General features: G+C 67.5%; 16 protein-coding genes and 2 pseudogenes. 12 read left to right on the plus strand and 6 right to left on the minus strand.

All coding sequences use genetic code 11. From position 1 onward, the window contains the following. Positions 1–252 precede the first annotated feature (252 nt). Positions 253–396: a hypothetical protein gene (locus tag RCR19_RS33065; RefSeq protein ID WP_331268433.1), complete on the plus strand. Its 144-nt coding sequence runs from the start codon at positions 253–255 to the stop codon at positions 394–396. A 489-nt stretch (positions 397–885) separates the two neighbouring features. On the opposite strand, the gene RCR19_RS33070 is transcribed toward RCR19_RS33065, so the two are convergent. Continuing rightward, on the minus strand, positions 886–1176 hold the full coding sequence (locus tag RCR19_RS33070) for a DUF3817 domain-containing protein (RefSeq protein ID WP_331268434.1): 291 nt from the start codon (positions 1174–1176) through the stop codon (positions 886–888). Continuing rightward, positions 1173–1637, minus strand: coding sequence for a hypothetical protein (locus RCR19_RS33075; RefSeq protein ID WP_331268435.1), 465 nt, complete (start codon positions 1635–1637; stop codon positions 1173–1175). The genes RCR19_RS33070 and RCR19_RS33075 overlap by 4 nt, the downstream gene beginning before the upstream one ends. 780 nt (positions 1638–2417) lie before the next feature. Between RCR19_RS33075 and RCR19_RS33080 the strand changes: the two genes are divergently transcribed. Together RCR19_RS33080 and RCR19_RS33085 are read left to right on the plus strand one after the other, a co-directional pair. Continuing rightward, positions 2418–2891, plus strand: coding sequence for a MarR family transcriptional regulator (locus RCR19_RS33080; protein ID WP_331268436.1), 474 nt, complete (start codon positions 2418–2420; stop codon positions 2889–2891). Positions 2892–3296: 405 nt separating this feature from the next. Beyond that, positions 3297–3695, plus strand: coding sequence for a hypothetical protein (locus RCR19_RS33085; protein WP_331268437.1), 399 nt, complete (start codon positions 3297–3299; stop codon positions 3693–3695). Between the two features lie 201 nt (positions 3696–3896). Here the strand turns inward: RCR19_RS33085 and RCR19_RS33090 are convergent, their stop codons facing one another. Next, positions 3897–4889: a zinc-dependent alcohol dehydrogenase family protein gene (locus tag RCR19_RS33090; RefSeq protein WP_331268438.1), complete on the minus strand. Its 993-nt coding sequence runs from the start codon at positions 4887–4889 to the stop codon at positions 3897–3899. 191 nt (positions 4890–5080) lie between these two features. Here RCR19_RS33090 and RCR19_RS33095 point away from each other — a divergent pair, with 191 nt between their 5' ends. Beyond that, positions 5081–5647, plus strand: coding sequence for a helix-turn-helix domain-containing protein (locus tag RCR19_RS33095; protein WP_331268439.1), 567 nt, complete (start codon positions 5081–5083; stop codon positions 5645–5647). A gap of 603 nt (positions 5648–6250) precedes the next feature. On the opposite strand, the gene RCR19_RS33100 is transcribed toward RCR19_RS33095, so the two are convergent. Then, positions 6251–7255 carry an NADP-dependent oxidoreductase gene (locus tag RCR19_RS33100; RefSeq protein ID WP_331268440.1) on the minus strand — a complete coding sequence of 335 codons (1005 nt, stop codon included), beginning with the start codon at positions 7253–7255 and terminating at the stop codon, positions 6251–6253. A gap of 100 nt (positions 7256–7355) precedes the next feature. Between RCR19_RS33100 and RCR19_RS33105 the strand changes: the two genes are divergently transcribed. Then, positions 7356–8255, plus strand: coding sequence for a LysR family transcriptional regulator (locus RCR19_RS33105; RefSeq protein ID WP_331268441.1), 900 nt, complete (start codon positions 7356–7358; stop codon positions 8253–8255). A gap of 25 nt (positions 8256–8280) precedes the next feature. On the opposite strand, the gene RCR19_RS33110 is transcribed toward RCR19_RS33105, so the two are convergent. Beyond that, on the minus strand, positions 8281–8697 hold the full coding sequence (locus RCR19_RS33110) for a hypothetical protein (RefSeq protein ID WP_331268442.1): 417 nt from the start codon (positions 8695–8697) through the stop codon (positions 8281–8283). Between the two features lie 356 nt (positions 8698–9053). Between RCR19_RS33110 and RCR19_RS33115 the strand changes: the two genes are divergently transcribed. Next, positions 9054–9773, plus strand: coding sequence for a GNAT family N-acetyltransferase (locus tag RCR19_RS33115; RefSeq protein ID WP_331269622.1), 720 nt, complete (start codon positions 9054–9056; stop codon positions 9771–9773). Between the two features lie 136 nt (positions 9774–9909). Here RCR19_RS33115 and RCR19_RS33120 read toward each other — a convergent pair whose 3' ends face one another. Next, positions 9910–10452 (minus strand): hypothetical protein, encoded by a 543-nt coding sequence (locus RCR19_RS33120; protein ID WP_331268443.1) that lies wholly within the window; start codon positions 10450–10452, stop codon positions 9910–9912. Between the two features lie 508 nt (positions 10453–10960). Here RCR19_RS33120 and RCR19_RS33125 point away from each other — a divergent pair. The 6 genes and pseudogenes from RCR19_RS33125 to RCR19_RS33150 form a co-directional block, all read left to right on the plus strand. Continuing rightward, a pseudogene (locus RCR19_RS33125) lies at positions 10961–11407 on the plus strand (MFS transporter); the annotation flags it as partial. Positions 11408–11768: 361 nt separating this feature from the next. Then, complete coding sequence (locus tag RCR19_RS33130) at positions 11769–12350, plus strand: hypothetical protein (protein ID WP_331268444.1); 582 nt, start codon at positions 11769–11771, stop codon at positions 12348–12350. Positions 12351–13164: 814 nt separating this feature from the next. Further along, the gene (locus tag RCR19_RS33135; RefSeq protein ID WP_037751662.1) at positions 13165–13368 is read left to right on the plus strand and encodes a cold-shock protein; all 204 of its coding nucleotides are present in this window, start codon (positions 13165–13167) and stop codon (positions 13366–13368) included. A 353-nt stretch (positions 13369–13721) separates the two neighbouring features. Further along, positions 13722–13870, plus strand: a pseudogene (locus RCR19_RS33140) (ATP-binding protein); the annotation flags it as partial. A gap of 3 nt (positions 13871–13873) precedes the next feature. Continuing rightward, entirely contained in the window at positions 13874–14386 is a 513-nt protein-coding gene (locus RCR19_RS33145; protein ID WP_331268445.1) for a hypothetical protein, read from the plus strand. A 381-nt stretch (positions 14387–14767) separates the two neighbouring features. Beyond that, the gene (locus tag RCR19_RS33150) at positions 14768–15376 is read left to right on the plus strand and encodes a TetR family transcriptional regulator (RefSeq protein ID WP_331268446.1); all 609 of its coding nucleotides are present in this window, start codon (positions 14768–14770) and stop codon (positions 15374–15376) included. Positions 15377–15385 lie beyond the last annotated feature (9 nt).

The following is a 15385-nucleotide window of genomic DNA, read 5'->3' on the forward strand; positions in this document are numbered from 1 at the left end:
CCTCGTAGTGCAGGCCCCCGCTGATGAACTGTTGAGCGACGGGCAGACTGACCTGAGAAGCCCAAGCGTCGTTCTCACGGAGGAGTCCTTCCGTGAGGTCGTCGGCAGGCGGCGAGCGCTCGGCTGCTTCGATGGCGCCGTCGGGCAGCGCGGCGAAAATTCGGCGGACGCGGTCGACGTACTCGTCAAGCTCGGATGGCGCCACAAGCTGGGCGCGGGGGGCTGGTTGCCGGGCAGTCTATGCAGGCCGCCATGCTGCATCAGCGGCGCCACGGTGTCGTGGCCGACATGGATGCTCAGGCCCAGACCGAGCCCGGTGTGCACCCGGGGGAGCCGTGGGTGCTGCCGGAGGCGGTGTTGATGCCCACGACGGCCTCGGTCGGCCAGGGTGCTTGACCAGACGGTTCGACGGCGGTCGATCCTGCCAGGCGTAGTACCCGGACGCTGCGGCATGCAGCGCCCGGCGGGCCGGCCGCACCGGCAGGTTCTTGCGGGCCCTCACGCGGATGGCTTCGAATCGCTTGTTGGGGGCGTCACTTCGGCCGGCGGTTCGGCAGCCCGCCGGTGGATGGGCAACTCGGCCTATCTCTCGGCGATGCGTTCGCGAGCCCGCAGGGAACTCGGACAGGTGACTGCTGTTCGTGTCGCCGCAACTGTGCCGTATCGATGGGGTGTTGGTGAGTTCGTGGTGGGACCTCCAGTGCGACCAAGGGGGACGTTGCCGCACTGGAGGCCGTTTTTGGGGCTTCCCGGCCGGGTGAGGAGTCTCGGTTGTGCCGGCATTCTGCTCGGGACCTCAGTGTCGCTTCCCGCGTGTCTTTGGTCGGAGGACGACGCAGGGGTCGAGGTACATGGACTGCATGGTGTGTTTTTTGCGCAGTGAGGTCAGGCTTGCGCAGGCGGTGCCGGTTCTTCGTTGGCGGAGGCGAGTTGGCGCAGGGCGAGGGTGGCTCCAGCGCCTGGGATCAGGGCCAGGGCGATGGTTGTGCCTCGTTTCATTGGGTCGCGTAGGACGCTGACGACGGCGACGAGGTATGCGCAGCCGTGGATGGGGCCGGTCAGCGAGGCAACGGTGGGATCGTGCAGGGTGGCCAGGTTGATCAGGAGGGCGGCCAGGGAGACGAGTTCGACCGCGGCCGCGAATTTTAGATGAGGGTGGTTGCGGCCCATGGTCATGCTCCGGTGGTGGAGCCGGGGCGAACGATCATAAGGACGGTGACAACCGCCCACAACAGGTTGAAGAAGCCGGTGAACATGGCCAGTTGAGCCGTGCGGGATTGTTCGACGGCGTTGTGGTTGGTGATGTCGTCGAGGAGTTTGTCCTGGCGGGGCAGGACGAAGGCGACGAGGATGCCGGCCGCGGCTGCGGTCAGGAAGATGGACGTGATCAGCCATCCGCTACCCAGGACGTTCATGTAGGAGGCGGTGGCGAAGCCGAAGACGGGTACGGCCAGGCCGATGCCGGCATAAACGCGGCAGATGCGGTGCAAGAGCTGAACGGTTGCGGTCCCGGACGGATCTGGGTCGTTGGCTACGGCGCGGCGAGCGGCTGGCGGGAACATGCTGGCAGCGATGCTGACAGGGCCGATCGCAATGATGGCCGCCAGGACATGGAGAGAGAGGAGGACCTTGGTCATGGCAGGTTGCGCTTCGCGGTGTTGAGGGCGTGGATGTCTTCGGCGGACATCGAGGTTCCTTGGTGCAGGTGTGTGGACGTGCCTCAGACGGCAATGGAAGGGCACCACTCGGTGTCCCGCGTTTGCGTTCAAGGACATCAGCGGGAAGCCCGTCGCGGTTACCCAGCGATGCCATCGCCATCTCTACTTGCAGGGCGACTGAAACTTAGCATGACTCGGCGGCACGAGGCCCGGCGGGGGCTGGAGCCGGGTGTTACTTCCAGCCTTGCTGCAGGTTGGTGCGAACGCGTGGGTGAATGAAGCCCTGGGTCGCCGACAACATCGTGTCCTTCAGTGCCATCGATCCCGCGGACGTGCAGCTCGGGCAGGCGTGGCGACAAGACGCTGCCGTACCGGCGCAAATGGATGGCTCGTGACCGAATTCGGCGAGCGGCCCAACGTGATCGTGGCCGGAGCGAGCGCTGGCAGCACACTGATCACGGCTCAGCCCTGCGAGATGGCGATACGTCGCCGGATCCCTGGATCTGGTCCTGATCAACTCGACCCCAAAGCCGGCGAGAGCACGGGGGAGACGTGTGCGGTGCCTGCCCCTTCTTCAGGGAGCCGCTACCAGTGCATCAAGCAGAGACCCGCGGTCTTCCGGACGGTGATGGGTGAAACCGGCGAGCGCAACAACGAGGCCGAGCGGGATGCTGGAGGAGAGTCAACAGCCGGAGACAGTATACAGTCTACCTGCAGGTTCTGGCGGGGTGGGGCCAGGGAGGCCGCAAGGAGGAGTGAATGGCAGAAGCGAGAGACAGCGGCTCGGTGCGGTATCCGACGAGTCCAACGATGATTATGATCCTTCAGGCGCGATCTTTGGAAGCGCGAGTCGAGGACGGACTGAAGGCGATGGGCCTGTCCCTGCGCCGACTGGGTCTCCTTGGGCATCTGCGGGCGGATCCAGGAATTTCGTTCAGCGCGCTGGCGCGGCGGGCAGGGATCAAGGTGCAGAGCCTGCACCCGATCATCGAAGCGCTGATCGCCGAAGGCTATGTCGACACGGTCGGTGGCGTGGGCCAAGGCCGTGCGGCGGTGATCGAGTTGACGGACCAGGGCATCGAAGCGATAGAGCGCGCGAACCAGCTCCTCGCCGAGTACGACCGTGACGTGTTTGCCGAGGACGAGTGGAAGGATCTCGGTGGTGCGCTCACTCGGCTTGGAGAGGCGCTGTGGCGTCAGCGCGTTGATTCGTCTCGCTCAGGCAAGAAGTAGGCATCACCTGCACCAGGGTCGAGGTCGTTGGGGGACCGCGAGCCTGCGGGTCGTCGCGATTGAGTCGCTTTCATCCCGTCTCTGATCAGAGGGTTGGCCGTAGGCACTGTGCGTCCCCACCCAAAGATGTTGTTGTCCCGGGCGATCGTGTTTGGTTCGTGCCAAAGGGGGTGGCGGCGGGCCGTGGCCTTGAGTGGGTTCGCACCGTGGTCACCGAGCTCTCCCAAGACGCGAATCCAGAGCTGGTGTCAGCAAGAACGGACCGAGTGACGCTCCGCGTGCTCACCGGAGGCGGAACCCGCCACATGAACCCGGTAGTGGTCACTGTCGAAGTGGCTCGCCGCGGCGAGCGGACCACCGTCTTGCATGTGCGGGCGGTTGCGAAGGAAGGTCTGGTCAAGCGGCTTGCAGGTGGGAAGACAAGGCTTCTCCGGCGTCGGCGCCCTGGCTGCTGCGGTGGAAGTGACTTCGGGTGCCGTGTGCTCGAACTTCGGCAGCAAGGAAGCGTTGCTGGAGAAGGTGGTGGGCACATGGCTCGGTGCCGAGTTCGCCGATGTCGTCGCCGATCCGGCCGAACGTCGTGCCCGGCGGCCCCAAGGGGTGCTGGCCGTCTACCTGAGCGAACAGTATCGTGCCGGCATCGCCGACGGGTGCGTCATGCCGTCGCTCAGTGCTGATCCGGCACGAGCGGGCGACTCGGTGCGCGACGTTTACGGCCGCCGGATGGTGGACCTGTTCGACGTTCTCGCCCCGCCCTGCCCGTTACGACGGGGGAGCGGAATAGGCAGGTGTCGCAGGTGGTGAGTTCCATTGTGGGAGCCGTGACCGTCGCCCGCGCCCTGCCCGAGGGCGACGAGCAGGCTGGCGCGGTCCTGGGCGCCGTGCGCGAGCGGGTCATTTGGACGATCGACGAAGCCGCTGTGAGTCGAAGACCGGCCCCTGGATCGCTGCCCGCAACCGGCTGCAGGGTCGGCAGTACGGACGCGACGGGGCCGTGATCGGTCGTCAGTGCTGGACGGTGAGGACGATCTTGCCGAACTGGGCGCTGGACTCCATGTAGCGGTGGGCCTCGGTGTATTCGGACAAGTCGAAGGTGCGGTCGATGACCGGTTTGAACGTGCCGTCGGCGATGCTCGCGTCGATGAACTTGATCGCGGCCTCGCGGCGCTCAGGGTCGGTGGTGACGGGGAACAGCGTGTACAGGCCCAGCTCGATACCCGGAGCGTCCGGCAGTCCCTTGGACAGGTCATTGCGCGGGTCGAGCAGACCGAAGGCGAGTAGACGGCCGCCCGGAGCCATGCTGCCGATGGTCTCGACGATGCCGGGACCGCCGACCGGGTCCATCGCGGTGACCACACCGCGCCCGCCGGTGATCTCGCGGACCCGCTCGGAGAGGTTCTCTTCGCCAGTGACGATCACGTGCGTGGCGCCGGCGTCCAGAAGGCGCTGCTCCTTGTCGGCGGAGCGGGTCGTGGCGATCGGGATCGCGCCGATCCGGTTCGCCACGTCGATGGCGGCAAGGCCAACACCGCCGCTGGCCGCGAGCAGCAGCACGTGATCCCCGGCGGCCACGGGGTTTCCTTCGACCAGTGCGCCGTAGGCGGTGATGTACGCCATCCAGGCCGCCGCGGCCTGGATGGGGTCGCTGTCGGCCGCGCGATGCACCAGAGCGGACGCGGGGACGATCGCCCGCTCCGCGTAGGTGCCGTAGTCCGTGAGCTGGAAGGCCGGGATGACGGCCACGCTGTCGCCGACGGCGACGTCCGTCACGCCCTCACCGATCGCCTCGACGACACCCGCCGCCTCGTACCCCAGTGTCGAGGGGAGCTGTGGGGAGTAGAAGTAGCGGCCCTCGCGGAACATCGCGTCCGACCGGTTGACGCCGATGGCGTCCACCCGGATCAGGGCCTCACCTGCACCGGGCGCCCCCAGCTCGACCTCACGCAGGCGCAGGACCTCAGGACCGCCGGTCTCGGCGAAGAAGATCTGTCGGGTCATTTTCGTAGGTGCCTTTCGGAAAGAGCGATGGCTCACGGTGCCGGCGCGAGTACAGCAACGTCGGAGAGGAAACAGATCTGTTTCCCTGTCAGCGTCACGGTACACCAATCTGTTTCTTCGGCGATGCGGTGCGGGTTAGACTGGCGCACATGGCGACATCTGCGGGGACTTCGGACAGCGTCCGCGAGAGAGTGCTGGCCGCCGCGTGCGACCTGTTCACGACGCGAGGGATCAACACCACTGGTGTCGATCTGATCGCGGCGGCGGCCGGGGTCTCCAAACGCTCCCTCTATCAGCGCTTTGCGAGCAAGGACGACTTGATCGCCGCCTACCTTCCGGTGGCCACGGACAAGTTCCTGGACCTGGTGCTCGCCCCTGCGGAGGCGTGTGCGTCTCCGGCGGACGCCATCCTCGAAGTGTTCGCCGCGTCTCAGCGCGCGGCGGCGGAACCTGGCTTTCGCGGCTGCCCGGTGCTCAACGCGAGCGCCGAGATTTGCGACCCGGCTCACCCCGTGCGCGCGGCAGCGGTCGCCTACAAGGACCAGCTGCACGCGTACTTCGCCACCTACGCGGAGGCCGCCGGTGCCGAAAACCCCGCCCTGCTTGCGGAGCAACTGGTCATGCTGTTTGACGGCGCGATGACCCACACCACGGTGCGGGGTGTGCCGTTCCCGGACAGCGTCCATACGACCGCCCGGATGCTGATCGGCGCACAAGGCGTCAGGGTCCTCGACCGGCAGGTCGTTGCGGCGCGCTGATGTCATCTCGCGTGTGAAGGCTCGGCCGGCCTGAGTTGTGCCCTGTTTCCGCGGGGCCGGCCGGAAGGAGGCATCATGCACGGAACCACTCTCGCGGGCCGCCACCGGCTGGTCGGCATCCGACGTCGGGGCGTGGCTCGTGCCGATGGCCGCCGTAGGGTTCGGGCCTGACCGATCCCGCCTCGCTCACCCAGGGCCAGACAGACCGCCTCGTGACTGCGCTCCGCACCGGTCAGGCGCTGGACGACGCGGCCGCCGCGCCTTGACTTGTTCCGCGGTATGGACCACGGTGCGGACGAACACCAGGTTAACGACCGCCCTGGCTGGCCGGGACCCCGGCGCAGCTGAAAGCGCGCACGGATCGCATGGATCGCGCGGGCCGGCTACCTGCGGCTCCTGGTTCTCGGGGTGCTCGAGCCGGGCCGAACTCATTCTCGGAGCAGGCTCTACGCGGCACCGGTCTGGACGCCGATACGGCCCGCCTGATCGTCAACGAGCCCACTACCAGGGAGCCGGGAATTCGCTCTGATCTGACCTGGCATGCCTGGCTTCGGTGCGCGGCCGCCGAAGTGATGCGGCACGCGCGCGACGGCCCGACCATGCCTACGCCTGGTCCCGCACGATGATCTTTCCGGTGTTCTTGCCGTGCAGCATGCCCAGGAATGCGTCCACGATGTGCTCGAATCCGTCCACCACTGTCTGGTCCAGCGCTAGCCGGCCGCTCTGCAGATGGGGGACCGCGAACTCGTACAGCTCGTCCTGCAGGTCGCGGTAGTTGCTGACCAGGAAGCCCTCCATGCGGAGGCTCTTCTCCACGATGTCCGAGTAGTTGAAGTGCGGCGGGCGCGCGTCCGGGGTGTTGTACCGACTGATGGTGCCGATCCGGACGATGCGCCCGAACTCGCGCAGTGCGCCCACCGCAGCAGCCAGTTGCTCGCCGCCGACGTTGTCGACGAAGACGTCGATGCCGTCCGGTGCAGCCTTGGCGAGTAGTTCAGCGGCGGGGCCGTCGCGGTAGTCGAACGCCGCGTCGTAGCCCACTTCACGGGTCAGGTGGTGGACCTTGGCCGCCGAGCCCGCGCTGCCCACGAGTCGGCCGGCGCCCAGCAGCCGGGCGAACCGTCCGGTGGCCGTGCCGACTCCGCCAGCTGCGGCGGAGACGAAGAGGTCGTCGCCCTCGCGGAGTCGGGCGATGCGGGTGAGGCCCACGTAGGCGGTCAGTCCGGTGCCGCCGAGGACGCTCAGGTAGGCCGTCAGGGGAACCCCGTCGAAGCGGGGGAGTTTGCGGATCTCCTCGGCTCGGACCACGGAATGCGTGCGCCAGCCCTGCCGGTGGAACACGATCTCGCCCTCGGGCAGCTCCGGCGTCCGCGAGGCGACGACGCGCCCGAGCGTCCGGCCCTCGAGCGGTGTGTGGAGCGCGAATCCGCCGGGCACGTCGTCCATCATCTCGCGGTGATACGGGTCGACGGACCAGTAGAGGTTCTCCACGAGCGCGTTGCCGACCGCAGGATCGGGAATCGCGGACTCGACGAAGACGAAATCCTTGGTGGTGGGGAAACCGTGGGGGCGGGCGGTCTGCAGGACGGTGATCGCGTTCTCGGTCATGACGGGACCGTAGGACGGGAATGGAGCCCTCGGGCAGGCGGTTGGGCTCATATGACGCCCGGTTCCATGAGCAGTTCTCATACCTCGAGGTGAGCGCCCTGTGGCCCGCACGACCGACACCGATCTCGCTCCGCACGAACTGCGCATCCTGGTGGCGGTTGCGGACGCTGGCGGCTTCTCGGCCGGGGCCGAGGCACTCGGCCTGACACAGTCCGCAGTCTCCCACTCGGTGCGCTGCAGCGAGCGCAAGATCGGCGCCGTTCTGTTCGAACGCGGCCGCAGCGGTGCGAGACCCACTCCGGCGGGGGAGAAGGCTGTGGCGCATGCGCGCCGTACCCTGCGGCTGCTGGACGTGCTCGTCGCCGAGGCGCGGCAAGCCGCCCGGTCCGAGGCGACGCCGGGGCCGGAGGGCCCGCTGCGGATCGCGGCCTTCCGCAGCACCGCGCTGCACCTGCTGCCGCCGGTCCTGCAGCGGCTGCGCGCGCGGTATCCCGGGATCGAGCCGCAGGTGCGGATCGTCCGCGAACTCGGGCGCGGCACGGCGGGCGAGGTGGCCGACGGGCGGTCGGATCTCGCCATTGCCACCTTGGACGGAGCGCAGCTGCCGGCGGGACTGGTCGCGAGCGGACTCTTCGAAGAGAGCTACTCCCTGGTGCATCCGGCCGGACACCCGGCTCCGCGCTCGCTGCCGCTGGTCGACTGGGCCGAGAACTGCGGCTCGTACACCCGCGGATGGTGGGGCGCGCAGGACTGGATCCCGAGGGCCATGATCGAGGCCGAGGACGACGGAGCAGTGCTCTCGCTCGTGAGCGGGGGGCACGGAATGGCGATTATGCCCGCGCTCTCCCTGGTCGGAGCAACGGACTCGATCGAGATCACCGATCTCGGTCCGGAGCGCCCGACGCGCCGTGTCGGCTATGTGACCACCCCGGAGCTCGCCGGCTCCACCGTCGTGCGCGCTCTGGTGCGGGAGCTGCGAGCCGCCGGCTCCACCATCTGACGGGCGGCGGGCAGCTAGTGCCGCATCAGGCGACGTTCGCCCTGGTGAGGAACCAAGCCAACACAGCCACGCCGACGGGCAACGCTACAAGGTAGCCGACGAGGATACCGACGCCCGGATCAGCCAGTGCAGGAAAGGCCCAGTTCACTGCTGCAGCCACGAGTAGTCGCACCGTTGCCAGCGCAAGGAGAGCGGCGACAACAGCAAGCCGACGCGGCGGGCCCGCCCCGCGGTACAACGCAGCCGCGGGCCCGATCGCGATCAGGCCCGTCACGAGGAGGACGAATCCAGTGTCGGGCAGCCACCCGAACGGCCACCCCACCAGAGCGACCAACCCGGAGACAGCAAGGCCGCCCAGTTCCAGCGCGACAGTGGAGACTACCGGGTGGTCCCACGAGGGGCGTCGGATCGAGCCGCTCCCACTGTCCTCTTCATCGGCCACGTCGTCAGAGTAGCCATCGGCAGGGCGAACGTTGCTTGATGCGGCACGAGGTCAAGGCACTGCTGTCAAATCTGACCGCGGTCAGCGAGGCGTTCAACCACCACAGCCTGCCCCTTGACCTCGTCAAACCGCTGGCAGCTGTCATGCCGTCGATGAAACCGAACTCTCAGGCACGCGAACTAGATCCTCGGGACCACGCACGACCCCAAGGCCCTCCCGGCGATCGAGCCCTCCTCAACCACCCCCGACCAGGCCGCGTGCGAGGAAGCACGCCTCGCCGCAGCCGAGATCACCGCATCAAACCCAGAAGACACCATCCACAAGTCTTGACGATTACTCGCACCGGCCGTGGTGGGATGCGCGGGGTGAGCGACTCGCTGCGTGCTCGTATCGAGCAGTACTGCGCCTCCGTGCCGCTGCTGTTCGCCGATGCCGAAGAGTTCGGCCCGCTACGGCTGTTCGCACGAAAGGAACCCAGAACCCCGTGCTACGGCGGCCCGAGCTATGCGCAGCCCACCGCGAAGAGCGCCGGGAGCGTTGCCGCAGCTGACATCGCACGGGTGCGTGCTCGGCAGTGCGAACTCGGCGTGCCGGAAGCTTTCGAGTGGCTCGCCGAGGCAGCCCCGGCTCTACGCGCCCGTATTGAGGCCGTGGGCCTGCCGGTGGCAGAACGTCCGCTCATGGTCCTCGACCCGCACCTCTCCATCCCTCTGCAGCCGCTGCCGGACGACGTCACCATCCGTGTACTGACGGCCGACGACCCAGCTCTGCCTGCAGCCCCTGCTCTGCCTCGACTGGCCTTCGCTACGGAGGGCACTGCGGTGGGTGCCGCAGGCCGTGCGGAACTGTCGGCAGCGGCTGAGGAAGCGACCGTGGACGGCACAGTCGAGAGCTTCCGTTCCACTGTCCGCGCCGGGTACAAGACACCCATTGCTCCTCTCGAGTCGGACTGCGCCCCGCTTGCCGTAGTCCTTCTCGTCTACGCGGAGGAGAGCGCCGCTCGTATGTACTGCCGCCTGGACTTCTTCCCTGCCGATGTCACTCTGCTGATCGCCAACCAACCCGCACGGTCGTAGATTCGCGGCCCGTAATGATGGGAAGGCCCGTCTGCCAGGTTCTGGAACTCAGTGGGCGTTTGCACGTCTCCTTCTGCATGGGCAGTCCAGGTGAGCCCAAGGTTTCGACTGGCGAGTCCGTGCCCTCATCTCGCGCCTACGTGACGGGAATTGGGCGGCGGTAGGTACGCTCGCGCCATTGCTTTACCTCCGGATCCCACGTGAAGGCGACGCGGTACCCGTCTTCACGTACCGTCGCGGCGATCCAGTAGCCGTCGTGGTCCCAGCGGATCGTCGCGGTCGTGCCGGGGCGCCGATCGGACTCGCTGAGCGGTGCATCCGCGGCACACAGCTCTGGAAGCTGAGCAAGCGCCTCGGGTTCGACGGCTACCTTCATCTCCACCAGCCACCCGTCCTCGGTACGCAGATGGATGAGATCCACCACGTCGGCAGGATCGTCGAGACTCGCTCGCGCCTGTCGACGAATGAACCGGTGCATGATTTCGCGCGTCCCCGAGCCCATCCCCTTGGCCAGAGCGTTCCCGAAGTAGGTGGAGATCGCCTGCAGGAACGGCGTTGCTGTCATCGTCGCTACGACGAGTAAGACGTCTGACAACTCGGCGGCAGGTGATGCGGCTTGGTCGCTGCCGGGTCGGTCCTCGGGAAGTTCTCGTGGCCCGTAGGTGCGTTCGCTGCTCATGATCCCCTGCTTTATCGCCGGTACTTGTCACTCGTTGAGCACCCAGGGTATTGAGGGCCGTCTCCGTTGACTCGTATTCGCGCGCAGCCCTTGTCGGCGCCCCATAGGGCGGCCGCCATGGTGATCAGCGAGTCTGCTTCGGACGGCGCCTGTGGTCAGCTGCGCTCGGTCCATTCCTTGAGTGCAGCGGCCAAGGGACGCGCGTCCACATCGCCAGCCGATACCTGGGCGGCGAGGTCGGCGGCTTCCTTGGCGGTGAGCCGTACGGGCAGGCCGTTGGCCTATAAATTGTCGACCGCGACCGCCGCGGCGAAGAGTTCGTCAGCGACTGTTGGCGTGCTCGTGAACGTGCTCGATGAAGTCGAAGCCGAGTCACATCGACGACTTCGGCGAAGCGCTCCTCGCCTGTCGCCGCTGCGTGTTCCCTACCCCTAGAAGCGGCCCAGCGGGTCGACGCATCGGGCCCCTCCGCCGAGCAGCAATCACGTTTCCTGCTTGACGTGGCGCGCAGTTGGGCGGTGAGCAGACCTGGGTGGAGATCTTTCAAGCCGGCGCGGTCGGACTACTGCTCGGCTCCCTCCTCGCCGGACGTGCCCACCCCCGCCGGCCGATCTTCGTGGCCAACCTGGGCCTCGCGACGTACGCTCTGCCGCTCGCCCTCTTCGCGGCCGCGCTCCAGCCGTCGCCGTTATCGTCGCCTACGGCCTCGCCCTCGCTGGCCTCGGCTTCCTCAACCCCGTTTGGCAGACCTCCGTCCAGGCCGCCATCCCGCCCGGTGTGCCGGCCCGCGTCACTTCGTACGACTGGCTCCTGTCCCTGGGCGCCATGCCCCTCGGCTACGTTCTCACCCCGCTCGCGGCGAGCGCCTGGGGCCCGCAGGCGCCGCTGTGGGGCCGCGGCCGCGGTGGGCGTGGCCTGCGCCGGAACTGCAGGCATGCCGGGCGTCCGCCGCTTCCCGGCCACGGACGACGTGGCCAGCTCCCTCACACCGGCGACCATCGTCAGTAGCCAACACAGGGACGCGCACACGGCCGAACCGGCGCGCACATCAACCGATCGTTGGAAGGCGCACCAAGCGGAGGTACCAGGCAGGGCACGATGCCCCTGCGCGGCAGCTGCCAGAGCAACTGCGCGCCGTCGGACATGGTTGCCATCTCCTGCTCCGGCGGCTGCATGAGCAACGGCCCCCTTGCATCAGGCCTGCGTGCCCGTACTCTCGTCGGCGGGGACTGATGATGTTTGGGGGCAACGGGGGCATGGACGAATTCGGGGCTGCGGCGGGGGTCGTGCCTGGCGGGGTGGTGAGCGGGAAGCGCGTGCTGAGTCCGGCTCGCAAGGCGGTCAACTCGTTGAAGTGGGCCGTGGCCGTTCCGGTGCTGCTGCTGTTCGGAGCAGGGGTGGCGCAGTGGGTGACGTTGCTCGGGGTGGTGGTCGTGCTGGCCGTCGTCGCGGTCGCGACGTGTCTGGTCGGCGGAGTGTGGCATCGGGCCGGGGCGGCCACGCTGGCGGCTGTGGCCGGGTTCGCGCTGACGCTATTCGCGGGGCCGGCGGTGTACGAAGGGTACATGCGGACTGTCGGAGAGCCGGCGGATGTGGTCGTCGTGGACGTCGTCGACCTGCACCGCAAGCATGGCGCCGACATGATGTGCTCGATCCGCGAACTGGGCGGTGAGCAGCGCACCTTCGAGGTCTCCCAAATGCAGAACTGCTTCGGCCAGGCCAAGAAGGGCGACCAGATCGTGGTACGCGAGGACCCGCTGGGGTTGCTCGATCCATGGCTGCCGTACGGATCCGAGGATCAGCACACCAGTGAGATCACCGTTGTGACGACCATCGGGCTGACTCTGGGCGTCGGGGCGTCCGTCTTCTATGGAGGACAGCGGCGGCGCGACGGTTAGAGCGCGGTTTCCCCGCCACCAGCTTTGCGTCACCTCATGAGCCGCACTTCGTCCCTAAGCTGGTGCCGAGCTCGTCCAGCACGGCCAAGTGCAGTCGCCGCCACAGTCCCGTCTTGGTCCACGCCGAGAACCGGCGATGTGCGGTGGCCGGCGAGACGCCGAAAGTCTCGGGTAGATGCCGCCATGCACAACCACTGAATCAGCACGTAGACCCACGGCCGTGCAGGGCCAACTCGTCGACCGGAGCGGTCCCTCCTCCCTGCGGACGTGCGGAGAACGAGGGCAGCAACGGGCCAACCGGGGGCCAGAGTTCGTCAGCCTTCCGCCAACGGTGAACGGAGGCCCTGTACGGAAGGAGGACATCAGCGTGCCGAAGGCAGACCTCTGGGGCTTGCCACCGCCATTGCTCGTTGTACGTGACTGTCTGGGCCAGCAGCACTCTGTCTTCGCGGTCGCGGTCGCTGGCCACGCGGAGATGGCCAGAGGCCGACCCTTCAAGCAGCTCAGGACAACAGTCGGCCCCCGGTCCCTTGACGACGACACCACCCTCCCGCGCCCCGGGGGTTGAGCCTGCGCGAGTGGCCAGGCCTGGGGCCCGTCACCGACAAACGTGGCTCAGCAACACTGGGTGCTCTCATGATCGTCACTCTCTGGCGAGGGATTGTTCCAGCAGGTAGCTTTGGCTGCGATCGTGGTTCGCAGTACTACCCGCGCGCTTCCGTATGGACGTTTTGCTGTGCAGTGCCTGAGGACCAGGGCGATCACCTCCCGGGCCCGTGCAGTACGGGTCCGATATCGACTGAGAGGCACCAACATGGCCAGTGGAACCGTCAAGTGGTTCAACGCGGAAAAGGGCTTCGGCTTCATCGCGCAGGACGGGGGCGGCCCCGATGTTTTCGCGCACTACTCCAACATCAACGCGTCCGGCTTCCGCGAGCTCCAGGAAGGCCAGGCTGTCACCTTCGACATCACACAGGGCCAGAAGGGCCCGCAGGCGGAGAACATCACCCCCGCCTGAGCAGGCACTGCGAACGCCAGGCCTCCTGGAGTTGGGCTGTAGGAGGCCTGGCGTATTGCGCTCAACCGTGGGGAACTTGGCAAGTGACTGACGTCGCCGGCCGGGCCATTGATTCGTCGTTGCGGAGGCCATCGGTCCCGTCCATGGCGTCGGGTTTGAGGGCGCGAACCTCTGGTCGGCGTCGCCAAGCTTGCCCAGATCCTGATCGCCCTCCGCAGGGCGTCAGCCTCGCCTTCCAGGCAGCACGGGCATCACGGCCTGCGGGCAACGCCGGTTGCGTATCGTCGGCCCCGCATCTCGTCTTCAAGACGGGAGGGGCCTTCAACGAGGGCTACTTCACAGCAGCCCGGCGTGAGTGGGGCCAAGCCTTCGGCTACGAGGTTCTGACCACCGCGATCCTCGACCGCCTTCTGCACCACTGCGAGGTCGTCCCGATCAACGACAACAGCTACCGGCTCAAGAACCGCCTCCGGCCATCGAACGGGACACCGCCATGGCCTGAGTAGTGGTGCACAGAACTGCGAATCGGTGCTGCACTCAAGCGAATACGCCCGAAACCCCCGGCCAGCGGCTGACCACCGCGGGCGACAACGAGGCCCGTGCCCTGCCCAACCGCCAGGTTGGCGCGCTCGTCGGCTGCACACCGCTTCCCATCCCGGGCGACGGCCTGTATGTGACCGTCTGCTGCGACGAGCCACGGGCAGTGATTGAGGCGGCCTTCCACCGCCTGGCCGGCAAGGAGTCGGTCACTCCACAAAGCTTCGCCGACGCGCCTCTCGTGGCCTGCGCCGGTATGGCCGCGCTGCGGACCGGTTTCTCGCGGCTCGATCCCAGTCCGGACGGCAGGCCGGGCTGCGATCGGTCCGATGCTCATCCCGCCCACAGAGGAAGCATCCGCGCGCTGGCCGCAGCCAAGCACAAGCCGGTCGTTGCCATCCGCGGTGCCTGCAAGAGCGTCCCACTCACGGTGAACACCACTGCGCTTCAATCCCTCATCGCCGTCAGCACTCGCTTCTGATCGTGTGGCACATGCTCACCCTCGACACCGCCTACCACGCGAGGTCGGCCGGTGACCCCGGAAGCCGAGAGGCGTTCGGTCTTGGAGGTGCCAATCAGGGCCCCCGTCCAGAAGCACGGCGATAGCAGGATCCCCAACGCATGGGGCGAGTGATGGACTGCTTCTCGGGAGGGCCGGTCGCCCTCGACGACGTGACGGGGCCACCAGTGCCGCCACGCCCGCGGCCTCATTTCCTCCTGCCGTCTGTGATGCAGCCGTTTCCTTTGGCGCGCTTACGCGGCGTCGCTTGTTCGAGCAGCGGCGCTACGGCGACGGGCGGATTTCCCAAAGGCCGGGACAGCGATAAGAACCTCCGTTCTTAAGTAGTGTACGTTTGTTCCTATGGATGACAGGGGAACCCGCAACGGGCGAAAGGCGGCAGGCCACGAGGAGCGTCGGGCGCGGCGGCACGATCCGCAGCGCAGGGAGCGGATCCTGGACGCCGCGCTGGACGTACTCGTCGCGGACGGGGTGGCCGGCCTGACGCACCGGAAGGTGGCCTCCCGCGCGGACGCGCCGCTGGGCTCGGTCACCTACCACTTCGCGAGCCTGGCCGATCTGCGGGCCCAGGCCTTCGCCTGGTACGTCGAACAACGAAGCGCCGAGTACGAAGCCCTCTTCACCGAGGTCGCGACGCGCGAGGACCTGGTCGATGTCTTGGCGGACATGGTCGAGGGAGGACCGTCCCGGCACCGCAGCGCGGTCCTCGGCTTCGAACTGCACCTGGCCGCACTGCGCGACCCGGCGCTGCGCGCACTGACACAGCAGTGGACCAGGGCCAGTCGCGCTGTCCTGGCCCGCTTCACCGGACCGGAGACCGCCGCCCGCCTGGATGCCCTGCTGGAGGGGATGATCATGCATGCGCTGCTTTCGGCCGACCGGGAACCGCGTGAGGAGACGCGGGCGGCCATCGCGCAGACCCTCGGCCCGGCCATCGGGTCGGAGACGTGAACGCCCGGG

This window comes from Streptomyces sp. WAC07094 (assembly GCF_036320405.1).
In the GTDB taxonomy this organism is placed as follows: domain Bacteria; phylum Actinomycetota; class Actinomycetes; order Streptomycetales; family Streptomycetaceae; genus Streptomyces; species Streptomyces lannensis.